This window comes from Rubinisphaera italica (assembly GCF_007859715.1).
Classification (GTDB): domain Bacteria; phylum Planctomycetota; class Planctomycetia; order Planctomycetales; family Planctomycetaceae; genus Rubinisphaera; species Rubinisphaera italica.
Genome location: NZ_SJPG01000001.1, coordinates 1,209,757 through 1,230,383, shown reverse-complemented (window position 1 = coordinate 1,230,383; position 20,627 = coordinate 1,209,757). Strand labels below are relative to the sequence as shown.

18 protein-coding genes are annotated in these 20,627 nt (G+C 48.1%); 10 read left to right on the top strand and 8 right to left on the bottom strand.

Annotated features, from left to right (window positions below):
• The first annotated feature begins 18 nt into the window (after nt 1-18).
• Nucleotides 19-1,158: a hypothetical protein gene (locus tag Pan54_RS04765; RefSeq protein ID WP_146502426.1), complete on the top strand. Its 1,140-nt coding sequence runs from the start codon at nt 19-21 to the stop codon at nt 1,156-1,158.
• 398 nt (nt 1,159-1,556) lie between these two features.
• Here the strand turns inward: Pan54_RS04765 and Pan54_RS04760 are convergent, their stop codons facing one another.
• Entirely contained in the window at nt 1,557-1,829 is a 273-nt protein-coding gene (locus Pan54_RS04760; protein WP_146502425.1) for a hypothetical protein, read from the bottom strand.
• 118 nt (nt 1,830-1,947) lie between these two features.
• On the opposite strand from Pan54_RS04760, the gene Pan54_RS04755 reads away from it, so the two are divergent.
• The gene (locus Pan54_RS04755; protein WP_146502424.1) at nt 1,948-3,453 is read left to right on the top strand and encodes a sulfatase family protein; all 1,506 of its coding nucleotides are present in this window, start codon (nt 1,948-1,950) and stop codon (nt 3,451-3,453) included.
• Between the two features lie 113 nt (nt 3,454-3,566).
• Nucleotides 3,567-4,016, top strand: coding sequence for a YiiD C-terminal domain-containing protein (locus tag Pan54_RS04750; protein WP_146502423.1), 450 nt, complete (start codon nt 3,567-3,569; stop codon nt 4,014-4,016).
• A gap of 70 nt (nt 4,017-4,086) precedes the next feature.
• Here Pan54_RS04750 and Pan54_RS04745 read toward each other — a convergent pair whose 3' ends face one another.
• Both Pan54_RS04745 and topA read right to left on the bottom strand, forming a co-directional pair.
• Nucleotides 4,087-4,767 carry a hypothetical protein gene (locus Pan54_RS04745; RefSeq protein WP_146502422.1) on the bottom strand — a complete coding sequence of 227 codons (681 nt, stop codon included), beginning with the start codon at nt 4,765-4,767 and terminating at the stop codon, nt 4,087-4,089.
• Nucleotides 4,768-5,126: 359 nt separating this feature from the next.
• Nucleotides 5,127-7,784 (bottom strand): type I DNA topoisomerase, encoded by a 2,658-nt coding sequence (gene topA, locus Pan54_RS04740; protein ID WP_146502421.1) that lies wholly within the window; start codon nt 7,782-7,784, stop codon nt 5,127-5,129.
• Nucleotides 7,785-8,183: 399 nt separating this feature from the next.
• On the opposite strand from topA, the gene Pan54_RS04735 reads away from it, so the two are divergent.
• A complete protein-coding gene (locus Pan54_RS04735) occupies nt 8,184-10,835 on the top strand; it encodes a hypothetical protein (RefSeq protein ID WP_146502420.1) in 2,652 nt (883 codons plus the stop codon).
• A 185-nt stretch (nt 10,836-11,020) separates the two neighbouring features.
• Entirely contained in the window at nt 11,021-11,623 is a 603-nt protein-coding gene (locus tag Pan54_RS04730; RefSeq protein WP_146502419.1) for an FHA domain-containing protein, read from the top strand.
• A 30-nt stretch (nt 11,624-11,653) separates the two neighbouring features.
• Here the strand turns inward: Pan54_RS04730 and Pan54_RS04725 are convergent, their stop codons facing one another.
• From Pan54_RS04725 to Pan54_RS04705, 5 genes are all read right to left on the bottom strand, one after another.
• Nucleotides 11,654-12,118 carry a hypothetical protein gene (locus Pan54_RS04725; RefSeq protein ID WP_146502418.1) on the bottom strand — a complete coding sequence of 155 codons (465 nt, stop codon included), beginning with the start codon at nt 12,116-12,118 and terminating at the stop codon, nt 11,654-11,656.
• A gap of 118 nt (nt 12,119-12,236) precedes the next feature.
• Entirely contained in the window at nt 12,237-12,455 is a 219-nt protein-coding gene (locus tag Pan54_RS04720) for a hypothetical protein (protein ID WP_146502417.1), read from the bottom strand.
• Between the two features lie 126 nt (nt 12,456-12,581).
• Nucleotides 12,582-14,012, bottom strand: coding sequence for a phytoene desaturase family protein (locus Pan54_RS04715; protein WP_242631214.1), 1,431 nt, complete (start codon nt 14,010-14,012; stop codon nt 12,582-12,584).
• A gap of 131 nt (nt 14,013-14,143) precedes the next feature.
• Nucleotides 14,144-14,395 (bottom strand): acyl carrier protein, encoded by a 252-nt coding sequence (locus Pan54_RS04710; protein ID WP_146502415.1) that lies wholly within the window; start codon nt 14,393-14,395, stop codon nt 14,144-14,146.
• Between the two features lie 96 nt (nt 14,396-14,491).
• Entirely contained in the window at nt 14,492-15,742 is a 1,251-nt protein-coding gene (locus tag Pan54_RS04705) for a beta-ketoacyl-[acyl-carrier-protein] synthase family protein (protein WP_146502414.1), read from the bottom strand.
• Nucleotides 15,743-16,137: 395 nt separating this feature from the next.
• On the opposite strand from Pan54_RS04705, the gene Pan54_RS04700 reads away from it, so the two are divergent.
• The 5 genes from Pan54_RS04700 to Pan54_RS04680 all read left to right on the top strand — a co-directional run bounded on the left by Pan54_RS04700 (nt 16,138) and on the right by Pan54_RS04680 (nt 20,394).
• Nucleotides 16,138-16,392 (top strand): FeoA family protein, encoded by a 255-nt coding sequence (locus Pan54_RS04700; protein WP_146502413.1) that lies wholly within the window; start codon nt 16,138-16,140, stop codon nt 16,390-16,392.
• A gap of 30 nt (nt 16,393-16,422) precedes the next feature.
• Complete coding sequence (locus Pan54_RS04695) at nt 16,423-16,656, top strand: FeoA family protein (RefSeq protein WP_146502412.1); 234 nt, start codon at nt 16,423-16,425, stop codon at nt 16,654-16,656.
• Between the two features lie 47 nt (nt 16,657-16,703).
• Complete coding sequence (gene feoB / locus Pan54_RS04690; protein WP_146502411.1) at nt 16,704-18,947, top strand: ferrous iron transport protein B; 2,244 nt, start codon at nt 16,704-16,706, stop codon at nt 18,945-18,947.
• Nucleotide 18,948: 1 nt separating this feature from the next.
• Entirely contained in the window at nt 18,949-19,140 is a 192-nt protein-coding gene (locus tag Pan54_RS04685; protein ID WP_146502410.1) for a hypothetical protein, read from the top strand.
• A gap of 147 nt (nt 19,141-19,287) precedes the next feature.
• Nucleotides 19,288-20,394, top strand: a complete 1,107-nt coding sequence (locus tag Pan54_RS04680; protein WP_146502409.1) for an aminopeptidase — start codon at nt 19,288-19,290, stop codon at nt 20,392-20,394.
• Nucleotides 20,395-20,627: the final 233 nt, after the last annotated feature.

Here is a 20,627-nt window from a genome sequence, read left to right as displayed (position 1 = left end):
TATCTCTTCATTGCTGACATGCAAACTGCAAATGAAGGAGCCCCCAGTGGTGGTGTTCGAGTGAATATTAATGATCTTTCCGACTATGAAAGATTTAATATCGGAAGTCCTATCGACATTAATGTTGGGCTCGATGGATTCCTTTATACGTTTACGCGAGGCAACGCGACTGGTGCCGATGGAACCCGCGTTACGAAATACGATCCAAAGACAATGTTATCGTTGGGAAGTATCGATCTATTCTATGTTGCCCGCGCGATTGCAATCGATGCTGATGGCAATTTCTTCGCAGCTCATCACGAAATTCTTCGCCAACACAATCCCGCTGGAAATATCATCAACGAATTGGCTGTTCCCGGATTCGGTGGTGAAGCAGATCTGGATATCAGCAAAGATGGCAGCACCCTGTTATTCACTTCGCATGGAGGAGAGTTCATCGTCTTTGATCATGCAATGACTTCATTCTCAAGATACAATTCTCAACCTTCCATCAATGTTGCATTCGGAACATTCGTGCAAACTCCTGTCGGTTCAGACACGGGCAATCAACTCTCGTTGACCGGTGCTGATGCTGACCTGTTTGAAATCATTGGCAGTGAGTTGTATCTCAGAGCGGGTGTTACTCTCCAATTTGAAACGAATCCTGCGTTGGATGTAAGAGTTCAGGTCGACGACACTGCAGTGGGCATGACCCCTGACGACACGGCTTCGTTGACCATCAGCCTGACAGATGCGGTGCCAAGCACAAGAGTTGACATTTCCCCATCCAGCCTGGGTTATGGGATTCCCGGCCAGGATAACGCGAAGGGCGAAGGATATATTCTCTACAGCTATCTAAGCGTTCAAACGCGGTTTGCCGGAGAGGTTATCGCCAATGGTGCGGAACATTTTCTGGCCGTTCGTTTTATCAATAATCAATGGCAATACGCCCACAACGATGTCTGGGTCAATTTCACTCCGATCACGGGAGATCGACTGATCGCTACGATCGATTTCAGCAGCAGTCAGGTGCAGATGCTGCAGGGAAGTAGCGGGACCTTGAATGGGATCGACCAGGGATATGTCGAGAGTGATCTGGTAATTACCCCCAACCAGTGGAGAAACACCTATAACGCGGGGGAATTTGGTATCACGGGGACTTACTTCACTATTGTGTAGACTCTATTCTCCATACAAAATAAGGCGGGCTTTGCTCTTATGTAATAACGGAATGCGCGACTCACGCCAATAACTCTTCAGCAGTCCGCCGAGACGTGTGTCTCACACAACATCTTGCTCCCGGCCCCATCTCAGGAACGACTCGTACTTCACAATCGACATCATCTCTCGCAACTTGGGACCGATCTTCCTTCCGGCTTTGAGCAGCTTTTTGCGTTCCACGATTTCTGTTAACCATTGGGTTCCAGGTTCGAAAGAATGTCAACAAGTGACGAGGTCACCATCATGGACTCGAACTATTGCGAAGGCATAACAATCAACGACTTATGGATTTACACACGAGCATTGTAGTTCGTTCGGGTGTAAAATGGGGAATCGGAAGATAGTCGCTGGTGGCACTATTTGATGTACCGGGAACAAATTTCTGCCACACAGGGTGCTTTGGCTTCAACTCGCTCTGGAGTCGGCTGCCATTCACCGTCAACGTTGATGCGTGCCATTGAGAGTTCGGCTGCTGGGCCATTTTGCTGACTGCGGATCGGCCCCCCCCTGCTCGCTGAACAGTCGGATGCGTTTTTTGATTCCAGAGTCCGTGCAATACCAACAGTCCGCTTGCTCTCAGATCCACACCGATCCATAAGAGTGGCGACGCCATAATTGTTACGTTTCATGTATCTTCTGTATTAATACCAGAAACTCGCGGCGTTTGATTGACCGACTGATGCCTGTCCCTGATACTCCATGAAAGCCCCCAGCGTCATTGATCAAGTCCCACTCTAAGGAGATAATATGCTTTGGAAACTGACTCTGCCTCGTAACGATCGAAACGAGTCTTCTCAATACTTACTACAAAGAATAGCGACACTCATACTGGCTGCATGGACATTGTATCCAACAATTGGTTCGGTAAATTCAGTATTTTCTGCAGAAATCACCAGCGTACCTAATATCGTCCTCATCCTTGCCGACGACATGGGGTATGGGGACCCTCAATGCTACAACTCTCAATCAAAGTGCGTTACACCCAATATTGATCGATTGGCAAAAGAAGGAATGCGCTTTACCGATGCTCACGCGGCTGGAGGAGTTTGTCATCCTTCACGTTACGGCTTACTGACAGGCAGATACCCTTTTCGACATCATCGAGACTGGCGGAAGGAACCATTGATTTCAACAGAGGAAGATACGGTTCCCAAACTCCTGGTGAGAGCCGGCTATCAAACTCGAATGATTGGCAAATGGCACCTCGGTTTTGAAGATGGTTACGACTACGACTTCGCCGCGGGGTTGCAAGGTGGACCGGTTGATCGTGGCTTTCAATCGTATTTTGGAATGCCTGCATCTCTGGATATCCCCCCTTATTATTACATCGAAAATAAAATGGCTTCACCTCCCCCTACAATTCCCATCGATGCAAGTTCCTCTCCCGGATGGAGCCCGATTCAGGGAGCGTTCTGGCGGGAAGGCTTGCGGGCGGGGAATTTTATCATGGAAGATGTTCTGGATGTTTTCGCGACGAAAGCGATTGAAACAATTCAGCAGGACTTCAACGATACTGAAAAACCTCAGTTCCTGTATCTGGCCTTGCCTGCTCCGCATACTCCCTGGTTACCGGCTGATAAATTTCGTGGTCTTGGTGAAGCCGGCCTTTACAGCGAATTTGTCGCCCATGTCGACGACGTTGTCGGACGCGTACTCAATGCAATCGATAAAACGAATTCCGCCGAAAACACGCTGGTTATTTTTTCCAGTGACAACGGTCCCACCTGGTACGATGTTGATGAAGAACGCTACCACCACAACAGCGCAGGACCATTTCGGGGTATGAAAGGAGATGCCTGGGAAGGTGGTCATCGCGTTCCCTTCATCATGCGCTGGCCCAATCAGATTCCCGCCTGGTCGGAATGTGATGAGACGATCGGATTTATTGATTTGCTACCAACGGTCTCAGAAATAACCGGAGTGGCCAGCGACCATTCTTCAGCGTTGGACGGACGCAGTTTCGCACAGCTCATCGAATTGCCAACGGATTCGCCCTGGCCACGTGGTGAGCGTGTGATGCTGCAGCATCACTCCGGGAATGTGATTCGCAGTGGTCAATGGAAATTGATCACCAATTTAGGATCCAGTGGTTTCACCAAGCCAAGTAAAGTTGCTCCCGTCTCTGGCGGCCCCAAAGGTCAACTGTATGATCTCGGCTACGACAAAGGTGAGCAGGATAACCTCTGGCTTGAGCATCCTGAGATTGTCGAAAAACTATCCGCAATACGGAAAGAGATTCTCAACAAAGAATAAGCAGCAGGACCATACTTGTCGCCAATGATTTTTGATTAACAAATTGCCGATCGAGTAATGTTGATCACCAAGTCGTATTTCTCTCAATCGCCTCGCAAAATCAAATAATCTCAATGAGCAAATTGAATCCCGAACAGTGGACCGAGTACCTGCATAATAATATTCCCGTCTGTAAAGCGATGGGAATTGAAGTGCTGGAAGCGACCTGGGAAGGGGCCAGGATTCTTCTGCCCTTGGGCGAAAATGTCAATCATCGAGAGACCGCATTCGGCGGCAGCATTTCGACAGCAGGAATTCTTGCTTGCTGGTTATTGATCAATCTACGAATGCGAGAATTGCAGGAATCTCCTAAAATCGTAGTACAAACGAGCGAAACTACGTTTCTAACCCCAATCGCAGATGCGTTTGAAGCCGAGTGTCGAACTGAAGACGATGCTCAATGGGATCGCTTTCTGAAGATCTACCAGAAGAAAGGAAGAGGTCGACTGCAGTTGACCTCAACAATTTTCTGTGGAGAGAAAATCGCCGCTCAACATTCCGGATCCTTTGTCTCCATCAAATAAAAAAAACGCACAACAGGAAGTCGTGCGTCTGTGAGATTCATTGAAATTTTCGAAATCGATAATCTACAACTTATCGAATATGATTATGGTGCATATGGCCGGGTGAACGGTTGTAATAGTATCGATCTCGACTGTCGTAGCGACTAGGATATCGATCGTGATATTCTTCTGAAGGACGACGATGATTATGCAGATGATCATCGACATCAGGTCGATATCGGGCATTTCGATAAGAAGGATCCATCTCTGTAAGATCCTCTTCTAAGTGATGCAAAATGGCAATCATTGCATCAACAATTCGTCGAGTCTGGCGAACTCCCCCATCGAAATCGCGTGCTCGAACTCCTTTGCGAGCGATATCCGTAATGACTCCATCTGCGTGGTGTACTTCTTCATCGAGTTCAATCACATCTTCGCGGAGGTGCCTGATATTTCCACCTTCGTGAGCCAGGTCGTGGATATGCTCGGAGAGTTCTTCAATTTTCTCAGCATGACCATCAATGTGCCGAAAATACTGATGCCCTTCCAGATGCACATGCACTTCGTCATGCAAATCCTGGGCCAGGTTGGCAAGGTCCACGGCCAACTCATCCACATGATCCCATGTTCCCGGACGGGCTCGGTCTTCTTGCCTCAGATCTTTCCCGCGATTCATTTTTCCTTGAGCTTCCACATTCGTCGCCATGGCTGCAATCAAGCAAAAACCCATGCTTAATAATGCCCCCTGATAAACCGCTTTTGAATTTCGCATTGTCCTAATCCTTCTGGCCGACTCTTCCTCAGCCTGCAAATGTAAACTCCCCTCTGCGTGGTAAACATATTTCCACACATCTTCAGTATGTGATGAAACACATTGCAACTTTGAATGCAAAGGAATCTCAGATTAATCAATAAATAATCGATAAACCCGCACACTATACCTGATAAGCGTAAAGCGAGTGCCTTATGGGACATGCAGAGCGAAAGAAATCATAGAATTTGGGGGATTATTATAGCCGGAAGCCAACATTCTTATTTGAATGCTGGCTTCGTTCGCACATACAATAATAGAGTTGCCAATGGGATTATCAGCAGATGCAACCCGCCGGAATTTTCCAATTGCTACTCAACTCAAGTGGATTTTTTCTTGGTTGACTTCTTCTTGGCCGCTTTCTTTTTTGCAGACTTCTTTTTAGCTTTCTTTTTAGTCGCTTTCTTTTTAGCCGACTTTTTCTTTACACCCTTCTTGGCGGCTTTCGCTTCAATCCACTCCAGCGCCTGAGCAAGCGTGATCGATTCCAGGTCGGTATCTTTCGGAATCGTCGCGTTGATTTTTCCGTGTTTTACATACGCACCATAGCGTCCTTCGAAGATGCCAATCATTTCTTCATCTTCGGGGTGCTTGCCAATTTCCCGAATCGGCTTAGGGGCTTCTTTAGTTCGTGCAAGTTTGAGCAGTTCGACGGCTGTGTGCAAATCGACATACAGCACATCGACATCCTTGGGCAGACCTTTGTATTTGCCAGAATGTTGCACGTAAGGACCAAAGCGTCCAATCCCCGCTTTGACGACCTTGCCATCTTCAGGATGTTGACCGACGGTTCTGGGCAATTCGATCAGTTTAAGAGCCGTTTCGAGTTCAATTTTTGTGGGATCGATATTCTTGGGAATCGAAACTCGTTTTGGCTTCTTCTCCGCGTCTGGATCATTCTCTCCCAATTGCAGATACGGACCAAAAGGACCGCTCAACACAAAAATTGGTAAGCCCTCTTCGGGATGGATTCCCAGAGATTGTGGGCCTCGCTCCTTCAGTTCAAATAGCTTTGCCGCAAGCTCTTCATTCACATCGGCTGGTGAAATTTCCTGAGGCAACGAAGCCGTTTTCTGTTCGCCCCCCTCCTCTTTTTCCAGATAAGGACCGTAGCGACCAACGCGGACGGCAGAGTTCAAACCTGTAAATTCGAGCGTGCAGGCTTTTCGGGGATCAATCTGTTCTTCACGTGCTTTTACACGCAATTCGAGTCCATTATCTCCGCCATAAAATTGTCCAAGATACGGCAATCGTTCTGCCTGACCATTGGAAATATCGTCGAGAGTCTGCTCCATTCCGGCTGTGAATTGCGTATCCACCAGATTGGGAAAATTCTCTTCGAGCAGGCGAGTGACCGCCATCGCGGTAAACGTTGGAATCAACTGATTGCTGTCTTTCCGGACATAACCGCGATCCTGAATTGTGCTCAAAATACTCGCATAAGTACTCGGGCGCCCGACGCCCTCTTCTTCGAGTTTTCGGACCAGCGACGCTTCCGTGAAGCGGGCGGGCGGCTTGGTTTCGTGTCCGACAGGATCGAGTTGACTGCACTTGAGCGACTCGTTTTCGTGCACTTCGGGCAGCATAGAATCGCTGTCATCCAGAGCAGCTTCGGGATCATCGCTCCCCTCAACGTAGGCTCGGAAAAACCCTGGAAAGACGACCTGACGGCCCGTCGCACGAAATTTGGCTTCGTCGGCTGTTATTGTGAGCGTTAAAAATTTCAGACGGGCTTCTGCCATCTGACAAGCCATCGTCCGCTTCCAGATCAAGCTGTAGAGTTTAAATTCCTGACCCGAAAGTCCGATTTCTTCCGGGGTTTTCATTTCTGTTCCGGCTGGTCGAATCGCTTCGTGAGCCTCCTGAGCATTCTTAGATTTTCCAGTATATTGCCGCGGCGAATCGCTCAAATAATCATCGCCGTACAAATCTTTAATTCGACCACGAGCCGCATTGATGGCTTCGCTGGAAAGCGAAACACTGTCTGTTCGCATATAAGTAATATTACCATTTTCATACAGTCGCTGCGCAATCTGCATCGTTTGACGAGCCGTCATTCCCAGCTTACGGTTGGCCTCTTGTTGCAGAGAACTCGTAATAAATGGAGCGGGCGGCTTACGGTTTGAAAAACGCTCTTCAATTTCAGAGACCGACCAGGGAGCCTCCAGCAATCGTTTCTGCAACGCATTCGCCTGCTCTTCATTGAGCAGCAGGACCTTGGCATTCTCTTTGAGCTTGCCGGTCGTTTCATCGAAATCCTTACCAGATGCCAGTTTCTGGTCGTCGAGCGAGTACAGAGTCGCCTCGAATCGCCCTTCTTTTTCGGTTTGCAATTCGGCTTTCAAATCCCAATAACTGGCTGACTTGAAGGCCAGACGCTCCAATTCCCGCTGCACGAGCAGACGGACGGCGACCGATTGCACACGTCCTGCAGAAAGTCCCCGGGCAATCTTCTTCCACAACAAAGGACTCAAAGTATAGCCATACAATCGATCGAGGACCCGTCGTGTTTCCTGAGCCTCAACCAGATCTTCGTTAATCTGACGAGTATTCTGGATCGCCTCCTGAATTGCAGTTTTCGTAATTTCCGAAAACACCATCCGTTTGACGGTAACTTTCGGTTCGAGTAACTGCACCAGATGCCAGCCGATGCTTTCCCCTTCGCGGTCTTCATCGGTCGCGATGATCAACTCTTGAGCATCACTTAATAAATCTTTGAGTTCTTTGACCAGTTTTTTCTTATCCGGATGCACCACATAAAGAGGTTCAAAATTCTTTTCTGTGTTCACACCAAGGGTGGCCCAGCTCTCTTTTTTAAATTTTGCGGGGATGTCGGCCGCTTTGGCGGGCAGGTCGCGAACATGCCCGACACTGGCACGAACCATATAATCACTGCCGAGAAATCCGCCAATTTTTTTGGCTTTGGCAGGTGATTCCACGATCACTAAGGCTTTATATTTACTGTTTTTTGCGACCATTTATGTCCAACTATCCTTGCTGATTGACGTATTTCTATTACGAAAATTAGCCAGTCAACTCCCGAAAGATGTTCGCAACACCGGTCCTGATCTCTCATGTGACCATGTAAACGAATGGTGAAGTTCCGACAAAGGGTTAAATGATGAGAGGGTCGACTGTCAAGAGTGGACAACCAGAACAAGTTCCGGGAAACTCGCTTGTCGGGGAGAGTGAAAATCAATTACAGTCCCAGTTCACTTGTTGGAAACCACTGATTATCATCCGCTGATAGCGGATTCTGCCAACTCGGCTGGTCACTATCAGACACTATAAATCATAATACAAAGTTTTCTCTTTTCTGGATTTGCGAACAGAGAACTGACTTTGGACCTTCTAGAAGCAGTTTGTAAGGATACACAATGAAATCTCCGTTCGCGGTATTTCGTAAGCACCAAAAAGTTTTGATGGTCGTTTTAACCGGCCTGGCCATGTTCGCATTTGTCGTGCTCGACTCGCTGACGCAAAACATGGCTGCATTCCCACCGATTTTCGGTTGCCTGGTTGGCCTGGGACTGGCCTGGTGGCTTTCCGGGAAAGCGAAGCATAGTTGGGTCTGGTTGCTGGTCGGCGGAGTCGCTGGAGGTATTCTGGGAAATCAATTTCAAATTGATTACACCGCAAATGCAGCCGTCAAAACATCATTTGGTGAGATTTCTGAGACGGAACTCAACAGCACAATTCAACGCCGAGGAGCCGTCAATGAGTTCCTGACACGTGCGTTTCAGGCTGCCAATTCCAATGAAGAGCAACCGAATTACCAAATGCTGCGAAGTTTTCAGTTCGGCGGCAATGGAGATCCTGCTCAGGAAGCCTTGATGCATATCCTGATGCTCAAAGAAGCGGAAAAAATCAATTTCGCCGTGTCAAACGACCAAATTTCGATGCATATTGATCAAGCCACCAATAACAAATTGAGCGAAGCCGATTACAAACGCATCTTGCGGGAAATGAATTTGAGCGATACCGAACTGTACGATTTGTTTCGCGAACAGATGATTACCCAATCGATTCGACGGCAGTTAATGCCACAATATGTTGCCTCTCCTCAGAACTACTGGGATGCTTACCAGAAAATTAATGTCAGCGAGGAACTGGCGGTGGTCCCGATTTCTGTCGAATCATTTAAGGATCAGGTCGGAACTCCCAAAGAAGATGAACTCAAAGAGCTCTTTGAAAAATACAAAGATCAATTTCCCGGCGGCCCTGAACCAGGCTTCCGCCAACCGGGACGGATTAAGCTCGGGTATATCGAAATTGATTACGACACAGTCGCCAAGACAATCCCCGAAGTGACCGAGGAAGATGTCACCGCGTTTTATGAAGCGAATAAAGATCTTTACCGCAATAACGTTCCCGGTGAATTTCCTAATCAGACAGAAGGGATGAATCTGTCTGGCGAGAATCCATTCGATAGTCCACCTCTTGATGGTCCACTCCTCGGTCCTGGAATGACTGCTCCGGAATCAACCAGTGTACCGATCCCATCTCCCGAGAAGACTTCGTCCGAGGCTCCCAAACCAGCGGAATCCATTTCTCCTAAGCCAGAAATGACAACCAGCCCGGCTCCTGAATCTACACCATCGGCAACGCCAGCACCTGAGACAGGGACATCTACCCCAGAAAAGCCAGCTGTCCCGGAAGGAACCAGCGAGCCACAATCTTCTCTGATCCGTAAGCCATTCGGTGACGCTTTCGCAAGAATCCAGGATGAACCGACAGAGACTCAACCACCAGTTGAAACCCCAAAGCCGGCTGAAACTACTGCACCAGCTGAAACTCCACCAAAACCGGCAGAAACTCCAGCACCGAAGGAAACTCCAAAACCTGCTGAGTCTCTGCCACCTGTTGAAGCATCTACTTCAGAGCCACCTGCTCCTGCAGGAACCACTGAAACGCCAGCTGAGCCTGTCAAAGAAGAGATGAAAGCTGAAGTTCCCCCTAAAGCAGCGGAACCACTTCCGGAGTTTCAACCACTCGACGACAACCTCAAAGAGCAAATCCGCACTCAGCTGAAAACTGATCGTGTCCTTGAAAAAATGGAGTCGATTGCAGCAGAAGCACGTGGCGAACTGTTCAAAATCAATTCCAGATACGCATCCGCTGATGACTCCAACCGAGCTGAAATCGTTGTCGAAGTTCAAAAAGCAGCCGACGAATATGCGAAAAAGAATAACTTACGTTATGTAGAAACTCCCTATTACTCGGCTGAAGAGCTTGGCGAATCTGAGGATCACCCCATTGGAAGCTCCACAGAGCCGGCTGCCAATCGTTTTCAACGAACAGAAGCCGTAACTGTTGTCGAACAGCATTTCAATGTTTCAGACCTGCAATCGCTGGAACGACAGAGATACATTGTCTTCGACGCTGAAGATCCGAGAACATTCAATCGATTCCTGCACTGGCAAATTGATTTCATGGCAACACATACCCCAACCTGGGATGAAGAAGGTGTCCAGGAATTGGTCAAAGAAGCCTGGATCAGTATTCAGGCTCAGAAGTTAGCTGAAGAACGGGCAACTGAAGTTGCAGAAATGTTACGCACCAGTGACAAAACCTGGGGGGAAACTCTGGAATCTCAAACGGAAAGCGGAAAAGAAGGCTCACAATCGCTTGTTGTCAGCTATACCGGCCCGTTTACGTGGTTGACTCGATCTTCTGCACCGAACCCGAACCCATTTATGCCACCTGCACTGGAAATCTCAGATATCCCGATCATTTTTGGTGGAGTCACCAATGATTTTATGGAAAATGTTTTCAGAGATATGAAAGACGGAGACATCGGCCTGGCCTGGGGAGGTGACCGCAGGTACATTAACGTTGTACGTGTCGATAATCGCAGTGAAATTGAGAAAGTTCGACGGGAATTCCTAGCTTCTCAGGGAAGTCTTTTTTCTCCATTAGCCCCTTACATGATGATGAATTACGACGAAGGCCGAAATTTACTGATTCGCTGGAATTCAGAAATTTACAAACAATATGAAGTAAAATGGATCAACCGGGAGGAAGAATAGGTCTATCTGAGCGATTCCTGGAGACCAATTCCTATTCTGGCTTGAAATCTCCGACTGAACTCGAAAAATAGGGATTAAAATTACTTTCAAAAAATGGTATTGAAAGCATGTCTATTTATTGATAGGCTTTTGAAAGCACTCCTCAGAATATTATCCCATCTGAAACTCCCTGCCGGAATACACTTATGTATATCGAACTCGAAGTCAGCAATAAGCGATCAAACGTGAAGCGTTTGATAATTCGAGAACGAGCAATCATCGGTCGTCAGAATCATTGTGATATTCGAGTCGTCTCCAATGAACTGAGTCGAGAGCATTGTCGTATCGAAGTCGATCATGACGAAGCTCATCTCATCGATCTGGGGAGCACAAACGGGACTTATCTCAATCAGAATAAGCTGGAACCTCATCAACCTTATCAGTTGAATGAAGGAGACATTATTCGTCTTGGTCCTGCTGCCTTTTCGATTCGAATTCACGATTTGAACGAATCTGCGGCTATGGATGAAACGCTCTCATCTGTCTCTGAAGACACCATCAATGGTGACGTGGAATTAACATCAACGGTTCCCCCAATTTCACACGATGAAGAAACGATCTCGGTTGGTGAACTTGAGTCTTCTGACGACGATTCTCCAATTCAGTTCACAGAAGATGAACTTGACGATCTCATCGATGAAGAAGCCGAGGAAGATGATTCGTTCATGGCAGGTGTCTCCTCTGATGCCGATGTAAAAACGGTTTCCGATGAGGACGATGCTTACGACCGCTTCCTGAGTGACCTCTAAGCCAACCGCTAAGATTCAAATCTGTTCACACTAATATCGCTGAATAACAATTCCCTGGGTCCCACCGAAAGCCGTCTTCAATTCCTGGTTCAGGGAATGATCAAACTGCTGAGCTGGGTTGGCTTTATGAGTATTAACGGCAGGAAAGTCTGCTGAACTCAGGCCCAATACTCCTCTGACTTGCCATCCACTGGCATCTTGACGAGTGAGTTGCAATTCAGTTCTTAACCAGGACTGCTGCTGAGAAATTTTCACCGTGGCGATGGCTTGATCGTCATTAATAGCGATTTTCTCAGTGACGACTCGTAATCCCTGAGAATTTTGAAATTCCTCTGGAAAATCACGCTGAATGATTTTCCGCAGATAGATCTGTGAGCGGACCGAAATCTGACTTCTCTGGTAGCCAATGATAATCAGGAGAAATAGCATCACGATCCCAGCAGAGATCAGGCTGGAAGCCAGCAAGCGTCTCAGAAACGGTCTGCTGATGATCATGGGAAGTTCTTATAATTAAGCGTAAACGGTACAAGCACGAAGTGCAAGAGAGTGTGATATTCACTGACTCACTCGCTTGCGCTTCGTGCTTGTAAGTTGATACTTATTTTGAGCGATATCAGGCACCGGGACGGAGTTGGCGATAAGCTGAGATCACTTCGTACAGGTCTTCTGAAACCTGAATTTCTTCACCTTCGAAGTCAGAAAGCCAGGTTCGACGGAATCGGGAAGCTTCGATGAGGATATCGCACACTTCGTCCAGGCGAACCTTAACCTGAGGTGCTTCGGCGTAGCCGGTATCTTCTTCGCCCGTATAGAGTTTAAGTCGTGTTCGCATCGACAACCTTCCCTGGAGCCGTAATCGAAATGGATGATTTCCTCATGAAACCATTATCAGTATTTCTGTTCATCGACTTTTCAGACAGGGAAACTTGAAGAGAAATCTGTCCCAAGCGAACTGGAATTACCCCATCAAACAATGGTTATTGGCCATAGTAATTCCAGAAAGCATTGAGCCAATGATCCCCAGAAACCCCTGATCGGTGCCACATAGGTACAAATGGTCAATGCCCGTTGTGCCATCGAGTCGTTTTACCGGGGCGCCGTAAACGCAGCCGTTTTCGTGCCAGGTGAAGCGTTTAATCGTTCGAGGTGTGAAGGAATCGGTATCGAGAATGTGAGACCGATAATCGGGTAGATACTTCAACGATGTTTCCCGAATTTTATCGGCCCACACCTGCTTAGCGGCCTGATAAGCATCATCTTCCAGTCCCAGCCAGTAGTCATGATTGGCTAGAGCCGTGATGCGAACAATCCCTTCTTCGAGCCGTTCTCCGTACTGAAAGTTATTCGGAGAACAGATAATTCCACTGCGCAAATCGCAGGGTTGATCAGGCTTCTGGTAATGAAACTCTTCGGTTTCACTGAAAAAGATGATTGTTTGATCGTGCCCCAGGTCAGCCGGCTCGGTATCGATCACATCAATCATTTCATTGAACGTCACAACTCCGGGCTGACGCTCTGAAGGTTCGATCGGAAGCTGGTCTTTGCACAGGTTCGATGTTTCTGCCAGCCCAGCAGAGGAAAGGACACGATCCGCAGCAATTTCGGTCCCGTCATCGAGTCGAACACCGACGGCTCGATTGCCATCCAGCAGTATCTCCTGCACACCGGCTCTCAGCTTGAGGATACCGCCCGATTCTTTGTATTTTCGAACGAGAGCCTTCATAATCGGCCGCACGCCTTTGAAAGGACGTCCGAAGCCCTCCATGTAGATGCTCTTGTACATGACCACGAACTGATTCAGGTCCATGTCGTCTGCGCGAGCACTGCCATAAAACATGAGCGGACAGAACAGCATATCAAGTAATAAGGGATCCGTAATAAATTCAGCAACCGCTTTCCGGGCAGAGACCGCTTCTTGAGACAGATCGAGTTCGTTGAATTCAAGCAGAAATTGATGCAGACGTCTGAAATTGTCGATTTGCTGAGGAAAACTCTCTGCAACTTCCGACTCCAGCAGCGAGAAATCGTTATCGAACTTAAGTGAAGCCCCCGGAAATACAACCGATGAGCCATTCTGTTCACACAGGGAAAAGTCATCCCAGGACAGACGTAACTGACGCAGCAATTTACTCAAAGGACCGGACTTGGTTCCCGGTTTTGCAAAATTCGTTACGGCGTGCAGGCCAACATCGTGATTGCGACCACGGAGACGATAAAACGAATTCAGGCCGCCGATGGTCGTGTGACGCTCTAAAATGCAGACGCTCTGATCGAAATACGCCAAACGAATCCCGGCTGCCAAGCCCGACAACCCGGCTCCGATGATAATCGTTTCATAATGCAAGAATCCGAACTCCGACAGTATCCGTAAGATAATGAGCAGCCACAAGTTAATCTTCTGGGTGGCGGGGGCGCTCCGCGTTAGCGGATGCCCCCGGATGTTTTGAGCTCGGGGACTTCTCTTCGAGAGCGCCCCCGCCACCCTCATAAAATAACTCGTTCAGGCAGACTGAATTCAACTCACGCGTCTTTGAGCCGTGGCGTCAAGTAGGTGACCGTACTGTTCATTGAGACCAGATTGTGATAATCCTCTTCCGGAATCTGAATACGATAGAGCTTTCGCAACTCCATCACGATGTCGAGAAAGTCCATTGAATCGAGTTCCATTTGCTCACGAAATGGCTTTTCATCATCCAGATTGGACAGGTCTTCATCGGGTGCGATTTTGGCGAGAATATCAATAATAACCTGCCGGATTTCTGCCGGTGACATGCGGGAACTCTCCATTAAGTTGTGTAACTATTCACCTGATTAACAGCCGAAATCGTTCGATCTCAGGTGACTGATGCCCTCTGAAAATAAGACACTTTATTCAGTGTATTTTTTGACTATCACTACCGAATTGATACCGAGCATCCCAAACGAATTGTTGAGAATGCACTGAATGTTCGGTTTTTTCAGAGGATGATTGACCACGAGTTGATCCAGAGCACACTCAGGATCGATGTTGTCGAGGTTGATTGTAGCGTGAACGGTATTGTCTTCAAATGATGGGATGTTTCCCAGAAGCTCCAAGGCTCCGGCTGCTCCCATCGCATGACCAATAAAACTCTTTGTATTATTGATCGCAACATTCTCGCAACCACCGAAAACATTTCTCAATGCGCGAGATTCTTCAATATCGCCCTGCTCGGTCGCGGTCGCATGACTGCTCACAATATCGATATCATCCGGTGTAATACCCGCTCGTTTCAGAGCCAGGCGAATACATTGTTCCTGCCGATTCGAATCTGGCAACACGAAATCTTTGGCATCCGAATTCATCGCGTAACCGATGATTTCCCCGTATATTTTAGCCCCGCGAGCCAGAGCATCGTCGAGTCGTTCGACAGTGCAGATGCCGCCCCCTTCAGCCACAACGATACCATTTCGATCTTTATCAAATGGCCGGCTGGCTTTTGTAGGATCCTCATGCCGAGCCAAAGCTCCCTGGCTTTGGAAACTGGCGAAAATCCCGAAGGTATGAATACTCTCGGAAACACCTCCGGCGATAGCAAGATCGACTTCGCGTAATCGCAGCATTTGAGCAGCTTGAATAAATCCGGCATTTCCAGCGGCACAGGCCGCTCCGATCGTCAAATGGGGGCCAGTAATGCCCAGATTGATCGTCACTTCCCCTGCAGCATTATTGGCGACCGTGCGGGGATTGTGATGATGCGTCCAGACAGACGTGTCGTAATCGAACTGAGAAATTTCGTAGACTTCGTTTTCCGTCTCGACATTGCCGTGTTCAGTGATTCCCAGATAAACGCCAACACGATCTTTTTCAACATTCGGCCAGTCGAGACCAGAATCGATAATCGCTTCATTTGCACAATAAACGGAAACCGACCCTACACGCGTCCCACGTCGTAAGTCTTTCCGTTTCTGATACTTGAGTGTATCGAAATCACAGACTCCAGCCAGAACGTCTCCCATGTAGCGAGTCTGATAAGGAACAACGCCTGATTTTCCGCTCAGAAGATTCTGACGAAATTCCGAAAGCGAATTGCCATTCGGAGAGGTCAAGCCTACTCCGGTAATGACGATCCGATCCGTATATGAATTTCCATCGACCATAAGGGTAACTATCCACACTGCCTCGAAAACAGAGGCAAATTTTTTGCAATGCCTACAGACGTAAAATGATCACACAAACAACACGTGTTCGCTTTCAGGAAAGTAACCGCAAAAGACTCGTCGAACAAGCCAGCAGGCGAGTCAAAAACAGAGTTCGCATGCAAATTACCCAAATGTCGCAGGTCAATTTGTTCAGCAGACAGGATTTTGATCCCTCCCATTCCCACATAGTTTCCCTGTGCAGAAAAATTTGATTACTTATAGCGTTGCAATGGACGGATTGACGATCTAACATAAGAGCATTGAGATTGAGTCTCACTTTCGACATCCTGAATAAAGTGAAACTATTAAATCCAAAAGCAGATTGAATCTCGAGTTCAACGAAAGTCAATCCTATGAGTTGCGGACTGAGTGTAATCCCGGTCGAATGCCTTCAACGTGGAGAGCGCGGCACAATTGTCGACATTTCCGGCGACGAACGGACCGTTCATCGCCTCAACGAGATGGGCATTTGCTGTGGCTGCAAAATTACACTCAAGCGAAATGACTCACCGATTCTCGTGAATATCGATGGTCGTGATTTATTGCTGCGTTGTGGTCAGGCGGCCATGATTCTGGTTTCTGTCGGCTCGACGACTCAGTTGATTTAAGAATTCTAAATAGCTGATAACGGAACTTTCATGCCCCTGCTGAGCGAACTGCGAGAAGGAGATCAAGCGATTATTGAATCGGTCGATGGAACGGATTCAATCGCAATGCGACTCATGGAAATGGGTCTGCTCCCCGAAGAACCAATTGAAATGATCGGACGGGCTCCTCTGGGCGATCCCTTGGAATATCGCGTTTCAGGTTGCCAGATCTCTCTGCGAAAAGTTGAAGCCTCACGCATTTCCGTGCGACTCCCCACCCAATAATTCTGCCTACCAGCTGTAAAATAGCTCTCTGATGAGGATTTTTCACGATGACTGTTCCGGGTTCCAAGTCAGAAACGACCGGGAAACCTGCAGTTTCCGGCAAAAAAACACATACCTCCCATGCCATTGCAGTCATTGGTAACCCTAATACCGGCAAGAGCACACTATTTAATGCTCTGGCTGGTATGAATGCTCAGGTCGGAAACTATCCCGGCGTGACCGTCGAAAAGAAGGTGGGACGCTTCCGTTTCCAAGGTCGCGAAATTCAGCTGATCGATCTTCCTGGTACCTACAGCCTTTCTCCGCGAACAGCCGATGAAATGGTTTCGGTTCGCGTGCTTCTGGGAACACAAAAAAAAGCAGAGCCAATTGATGGTGTGATCTGCATAGTCGATGCCACAAATCTGGATCGAAATCTGTATTTGTTCAGCCAGATTCTCGACCTGGGAATCCCCGCAATTCTTGTCCTCAACATGTGGGACGAAGTTTTGAAGCGGGACATCGCGATTGATGTTCAGGAACTGGAAAATCGGCTCGGCGTAAAAGTCGTTCCGACCTCAGCTCGAAAAGGGATTGGCCTCGATAAGCTCAAATCAGAAATTGTTTCACTGGTTGAAAACTGTTCGAAAGCCGATTTCATCCCTCCGAAATTATTCCCGGACAGCTTTCGTGAAGCGAAAGAACAACTTCAGGAAGAAGTCGAAAAACGAACCGGGCTTCCCCTGCCCCATTTTCTAGCCGAGCGATTGCTGCTCGATGTGCACGGCGAAACCGAACGGGAAGTTTTGAAGGAAGACCAGTCGCTTAATTCCTTCATTGCAAATTTGAGAACAGAGCTTGCCTCCAAAGATTGCCCAATCCCGGCAATTGAACCTCGCGTGCGATATCAATGGGTCAAACAGACTCTTGACGGCTTGGTCACAAAGCCTGAACAGGTATTGAAAACCAAGAAAGACACCCTCGACCAATGGTTAACCCATCGCTTCTGGGGACCTGTCTTTTTTGCAGCGATTATGTTCTTAATGTTCCAGGCGATTTACACGTGGGCTGGCCCCTTGATGGACGCGATTGAATCGCTGCAGGAAATGTCCGCAGATTTCGTGATGGATTTGATGGCTCCCGGTGCCTTAAGAAGTTTGATTATTGATGGACTGATTGGAGGCGTGGGATCAGTCGTTGTCTTCCTGCCCCAAATTGCCATCCTGTTTTTATTCATTGCCATTCTTGAAGACTGCGGCTACATGTCCCGCGCGGCTTACATTATGGATCGTCTGATGACACGGGTCGGCCTGAGCGGGAAATCTTTTGTGCCGCTGATGTCTTCCTACGCCTGTGCGATTCCCGGCATCATGGCAACACGAACCATTGAAGATCGCAAAGATCGATTCGTCACAATTCTGGTGGCTCCGCTCATGAGTTGCTCGGCTCGATTGCCCGTTTATCTGCTGATGATCAATGCGTTTATTCCGAACGATTCCCTATTCGGAACATGGATCAAGACACAAGCCATTGTGCTGTTCATCTTCTACATTCTGGGAGCCGTTGTTGCGGTACCAATTGCCTGGCTGCTCAAGAAAACCTGGTTCAAAGGGGAACCCGCTCCCTTTGTGATGGAATTGCCAAGCTTCAAACTTCCTTCAATTCGGGTAGTGTTCGACCGCGTTTACGATCGCTCGAAAGCGTTTGTGATGCGAGCAGGGACTTTGATTTTCCTGACAACAGTCGTCGTCTGGGCAGCCGGCTATTTCCCTGGCGACCACCAGAAGCTTGATCAGGTTGACGCACAGCTGGAAGGTGGAACAATTGAAGAAGGGAGTCCCGCGGAAGATCAGCTTCAGGAACAACGCAGAGTTTTGGCTGCCTCATTGCTGAATGAAAGTTTTCTGGGACGAGCTGGCCATGCGATTGAACCTGTCGTCCGCCCGCTCGGATGGGACTGGCGGATTGGCGTTGGAGTGTTGGCATCGTTCCCGGCACGTGAAGTGATTGTGGGAACATTGGGCACCATTTACAGCCTTGGAGGAGATGTTGACGAAGAAGATCCTCAATTGAGAGATCGGCTGAAATCAGCTCGTCACAGCAATGGAGAACCTGTTTTCAATATTCCGGTCGCGTTATCGGTGATGGTTTTCTTCGCCTTATGTGCCCAGTGCGGAGCGACGCTAATGGTGATGCGACGCGAGACAAATTCTTGGAAATGGCCGATTTTCTCCTTCACTTACATGACCACCCTCGCCTATTTGGGAGCACTGCTGACATACCAGATTGGGATGCTTTTCATAAAGGGATAAAATGTGGAATGACTGGCAAACCTACGTTGCTCTGGGCTTTGTGCTAATCGCCATCGGCCTCTTAGTCCGCCGCCTCACCAGCAAAGAATCCGCCTGCATGTCCTGCGATCATCGACCAAGCAGCCGGGATAAGCAGGGGAATGTCGAGATTGTTCAATTGGATCTCGGAAAAAGGCCAGTGCCCAAAGGCTAGTGATGAGAAGGCTTCGAAACATTTCTAAAATTTCACTGGCCACTAGCCATTCAACACTGGCCTCTACACCCTTCCGCCTTCAAAAAATCCTCCTCCTCCGCTAACTTAGAGACTTCCCCAAACACCAGTCTCGGAAGGTTATTGTCGATGGATCCTCGTCAGGAAAAATTAGCGGAGATTTTGATTAGTCACAGTTGTCGCCTTGAAGCAGGCGAGAATGTTTTGATTGAGGCGTTCGATCTGCCCGATCCCCGATTGATACAACTGCTGGTTAAAAAATCTCTGGCCGTGGGAGCGATTCCGCATGTGCAATTGCGAAATAATCAAATCACCCGCACTTGGGTTGTGGAAGCGGATGATGCCGCTCTCACTGCTGCCGCAGAAATCGATGCTGCCCGCATGAAGCAGATGCAGGCCTATATTGGAATTCGAGCCGCCGAGAATTCTGCCGAGTTTTCCGATCTCCCCGCTCAGAAGATGGAAAAATATTCTCAGCTGTATATGAAGCCGGTCCATTTTGAAATTCGTGTGCCTCACACGCGTTGGGTTGTCCTACGATATCCAACAGGTTCAATGGCTCAATCAGCTAATATGAGTACAGAAGCTTTTGAAGACTTTTACTATCAAGTCACAACAGCCGATTATGCTGCGATGGAAATCGCAGAAAAACCGCTGGTGGATCGCATGCTCGCGACAGATCAGGTCAGAATTGTTGCTCCCGGAACGGATTTGTCGTTTTCGATCAAAGAAATTCCGGTCGTTCCCTGTTTCGGTCGACGAAATATTCCTGATGGTGAAGTCTTTACCGCTCCTGTTCGTGATTCGGTTAACGGAACAATCCACTACAACGTCCCGAGCCGATATCAGGGGACACTCTTTCAGGATATTCAATTCACCTTCGAGAACGGGAAAATCATCAAGGCCGACTGCAACGGCCAGGCCGAGCGATTAAATCAGATTCTCGATTCCGATGAGGGAGCCCGCTACATCGGCGAGTTCTCACTGGGCGTGAACTACAACGTCAAACAGCCGATTCTGGATACACTCTTCGATGAAAAAATCGGCGGATCCCTGCATTTCACTCCCGGCAACGCCTACACCACAGCCGACAACAGCAACCGCAGCAGCGTCCACTGGGACCTGATTCTCAACCAGATGCCCCACGCTGGTGGAGGTGAAGTCTGGTTTGACGGGGAAATGATCCGCAAAGACGGGATGTTTGTTGTCGACGATCTGAAATGCCTGAATCCGTGAATTTAGTCGTTAGTTAATAGTGAATAGTTAATAGTATTCAGCATGGAACGAATTGTGTGACCGATGTTTCACTTCCTATTCACTATTAACTAACGACTATTCACTAAAAAACTGCCATTGCTGGATTATTGCTGATCTGAGATAGTTCGCCTCATATCGTTGCCTGATAAGGATTTCAGGATTTTCCGATACCTCAAATGATATATTTCGCTACGCGTGACAGATCAAGGGAT

What these genes read in the sequence shown, in the direction of transcription:
- Pan54_RS04680 (WP_146502409.1), top strand. Translation starts at nt 19,288, where the DNA reads ATGGATCCTCGTCAGGAAAAATTAGCGGAGATTTTGATTAGTCACAGT.
- Pan54_RS04760 (WP_146502425.1), bottom strand. Translation starts at nt 1,829, where the DNA reads ATGAAACGTAACAATTATGGCGTCGCCACTCTTATGGATCGGTGTGGA.
- Pan54_RS04765 (WP_146502426.1), top strand. Translation starts at nt 19, where the DNA reads ATGCAAACTGCAAATGAAGGAGCCCCCAGTGGTGGTGTTCGAGTGAAT.
- Pan54_RS04730 (WP_146502419.1), top strand. Translation starts at nt 11,021, where the DNA reads ATGTATATCGAACTCGAAGTCAGCAATAAGCGATCAAACGTGAAGCGT.
- Pan54_RS04750 (WP_146502423.1), top strand. Translation starts at nt 3,567, where the DNA reads ATGAGCAAATTGAATCCCGAACAGTGGACCGAGTACCTGCATAATAAT.
- Pan54_RS04700 (WP_146502413.1), top strand. Translation starts at nt 16,138, where the DNA reads ATGAGTTGCGGACTGAGTGTAATCCCGGTCGAATGCCTTCAACGTGGA.
- Pan54_RS04720 (WP_146502417.1), bottom strand. Translation starts at nt 12,455, where the DNA reads ATGCGAACACGACTTAAACTCTATACGGGCGAAGAAGATACCGGCTAC.
- topA (WP_146502421.1), bottom strand. Translation starts at nt 7,784, where the DNA reads ATGGTCGCAAAAAACAGTAAATATAAAGCCTTAGTGATCGTGGAATCA.
- Pan54_RS04735 (WP_146502420.1), top strand. Translation starts at nt 8,184, where the DNA reads ATGAAATCTCCGTTCGCGGTATTTCGTAAGCACCAAAAAGTTTTGATG.
- Pan54_RS04725 (WP_146502418.1), bottom strand. Translation starts at nt 12,118, where the DNA reads ATGATCATCAGCAGACCGTTTCTGAGACGCTTGCTGGCTTCCAGCCTG.
- Pan54_RS04710 (WP_146502415.1), bottom strand. Translation starts at nt 14,395, where the DNA reads ATGTCACCGGCAGAAATCCGGCAGGTTATTATTGATATTCTCGCCAAA.
- feoB (WP_146502411.1), top strand. Translation starts at nt 16,704, where the DNA reads ATGACTGTTCCGGGTTCCAAGTCAGAAACGACCGGGAAACCTGCAGTT.
- Pan54_RS04705 (WP_146502414.1), bottom strand. Translation starts at nt 15,742, where the DNA reads ATGGTCGATGGAAATTCATATACGGATCGGATCGTCATTACCGGAGTA.
- Pan54_RS04755 (WP_146502424.1), top strand. Translation starts at nt 1,948, where the DNA reads ATGCTTTGGAAACTGACTCTGCCTCGTAACGATCGAAACGAGTCTTCT.
- Pan54_RS04745 (WP_146502422.1), bottom strand. Translation starts at nt 4,767, where the DNA reads ATGCGAAATTCAAAAGCGGTTTATCAGGGGGCATTATTAAGCATGGGT.
- Pan54_RS04685 (WP_146502410.1), top strand. Translation starts at nt 18,949, where the DNA reads ATGTGGAATGACTGGCAAACCTACGTTGCTCTGGGCTTTGTGCTAATC.
- Pan54_RS04695 (WP_146502412.1), top strand. Translation starts at nt 16,423, where the DNA reads ATGCCCCTGCTGAGCGAACTGCGAGAAGGAGATCAAGCGATTATTGAA.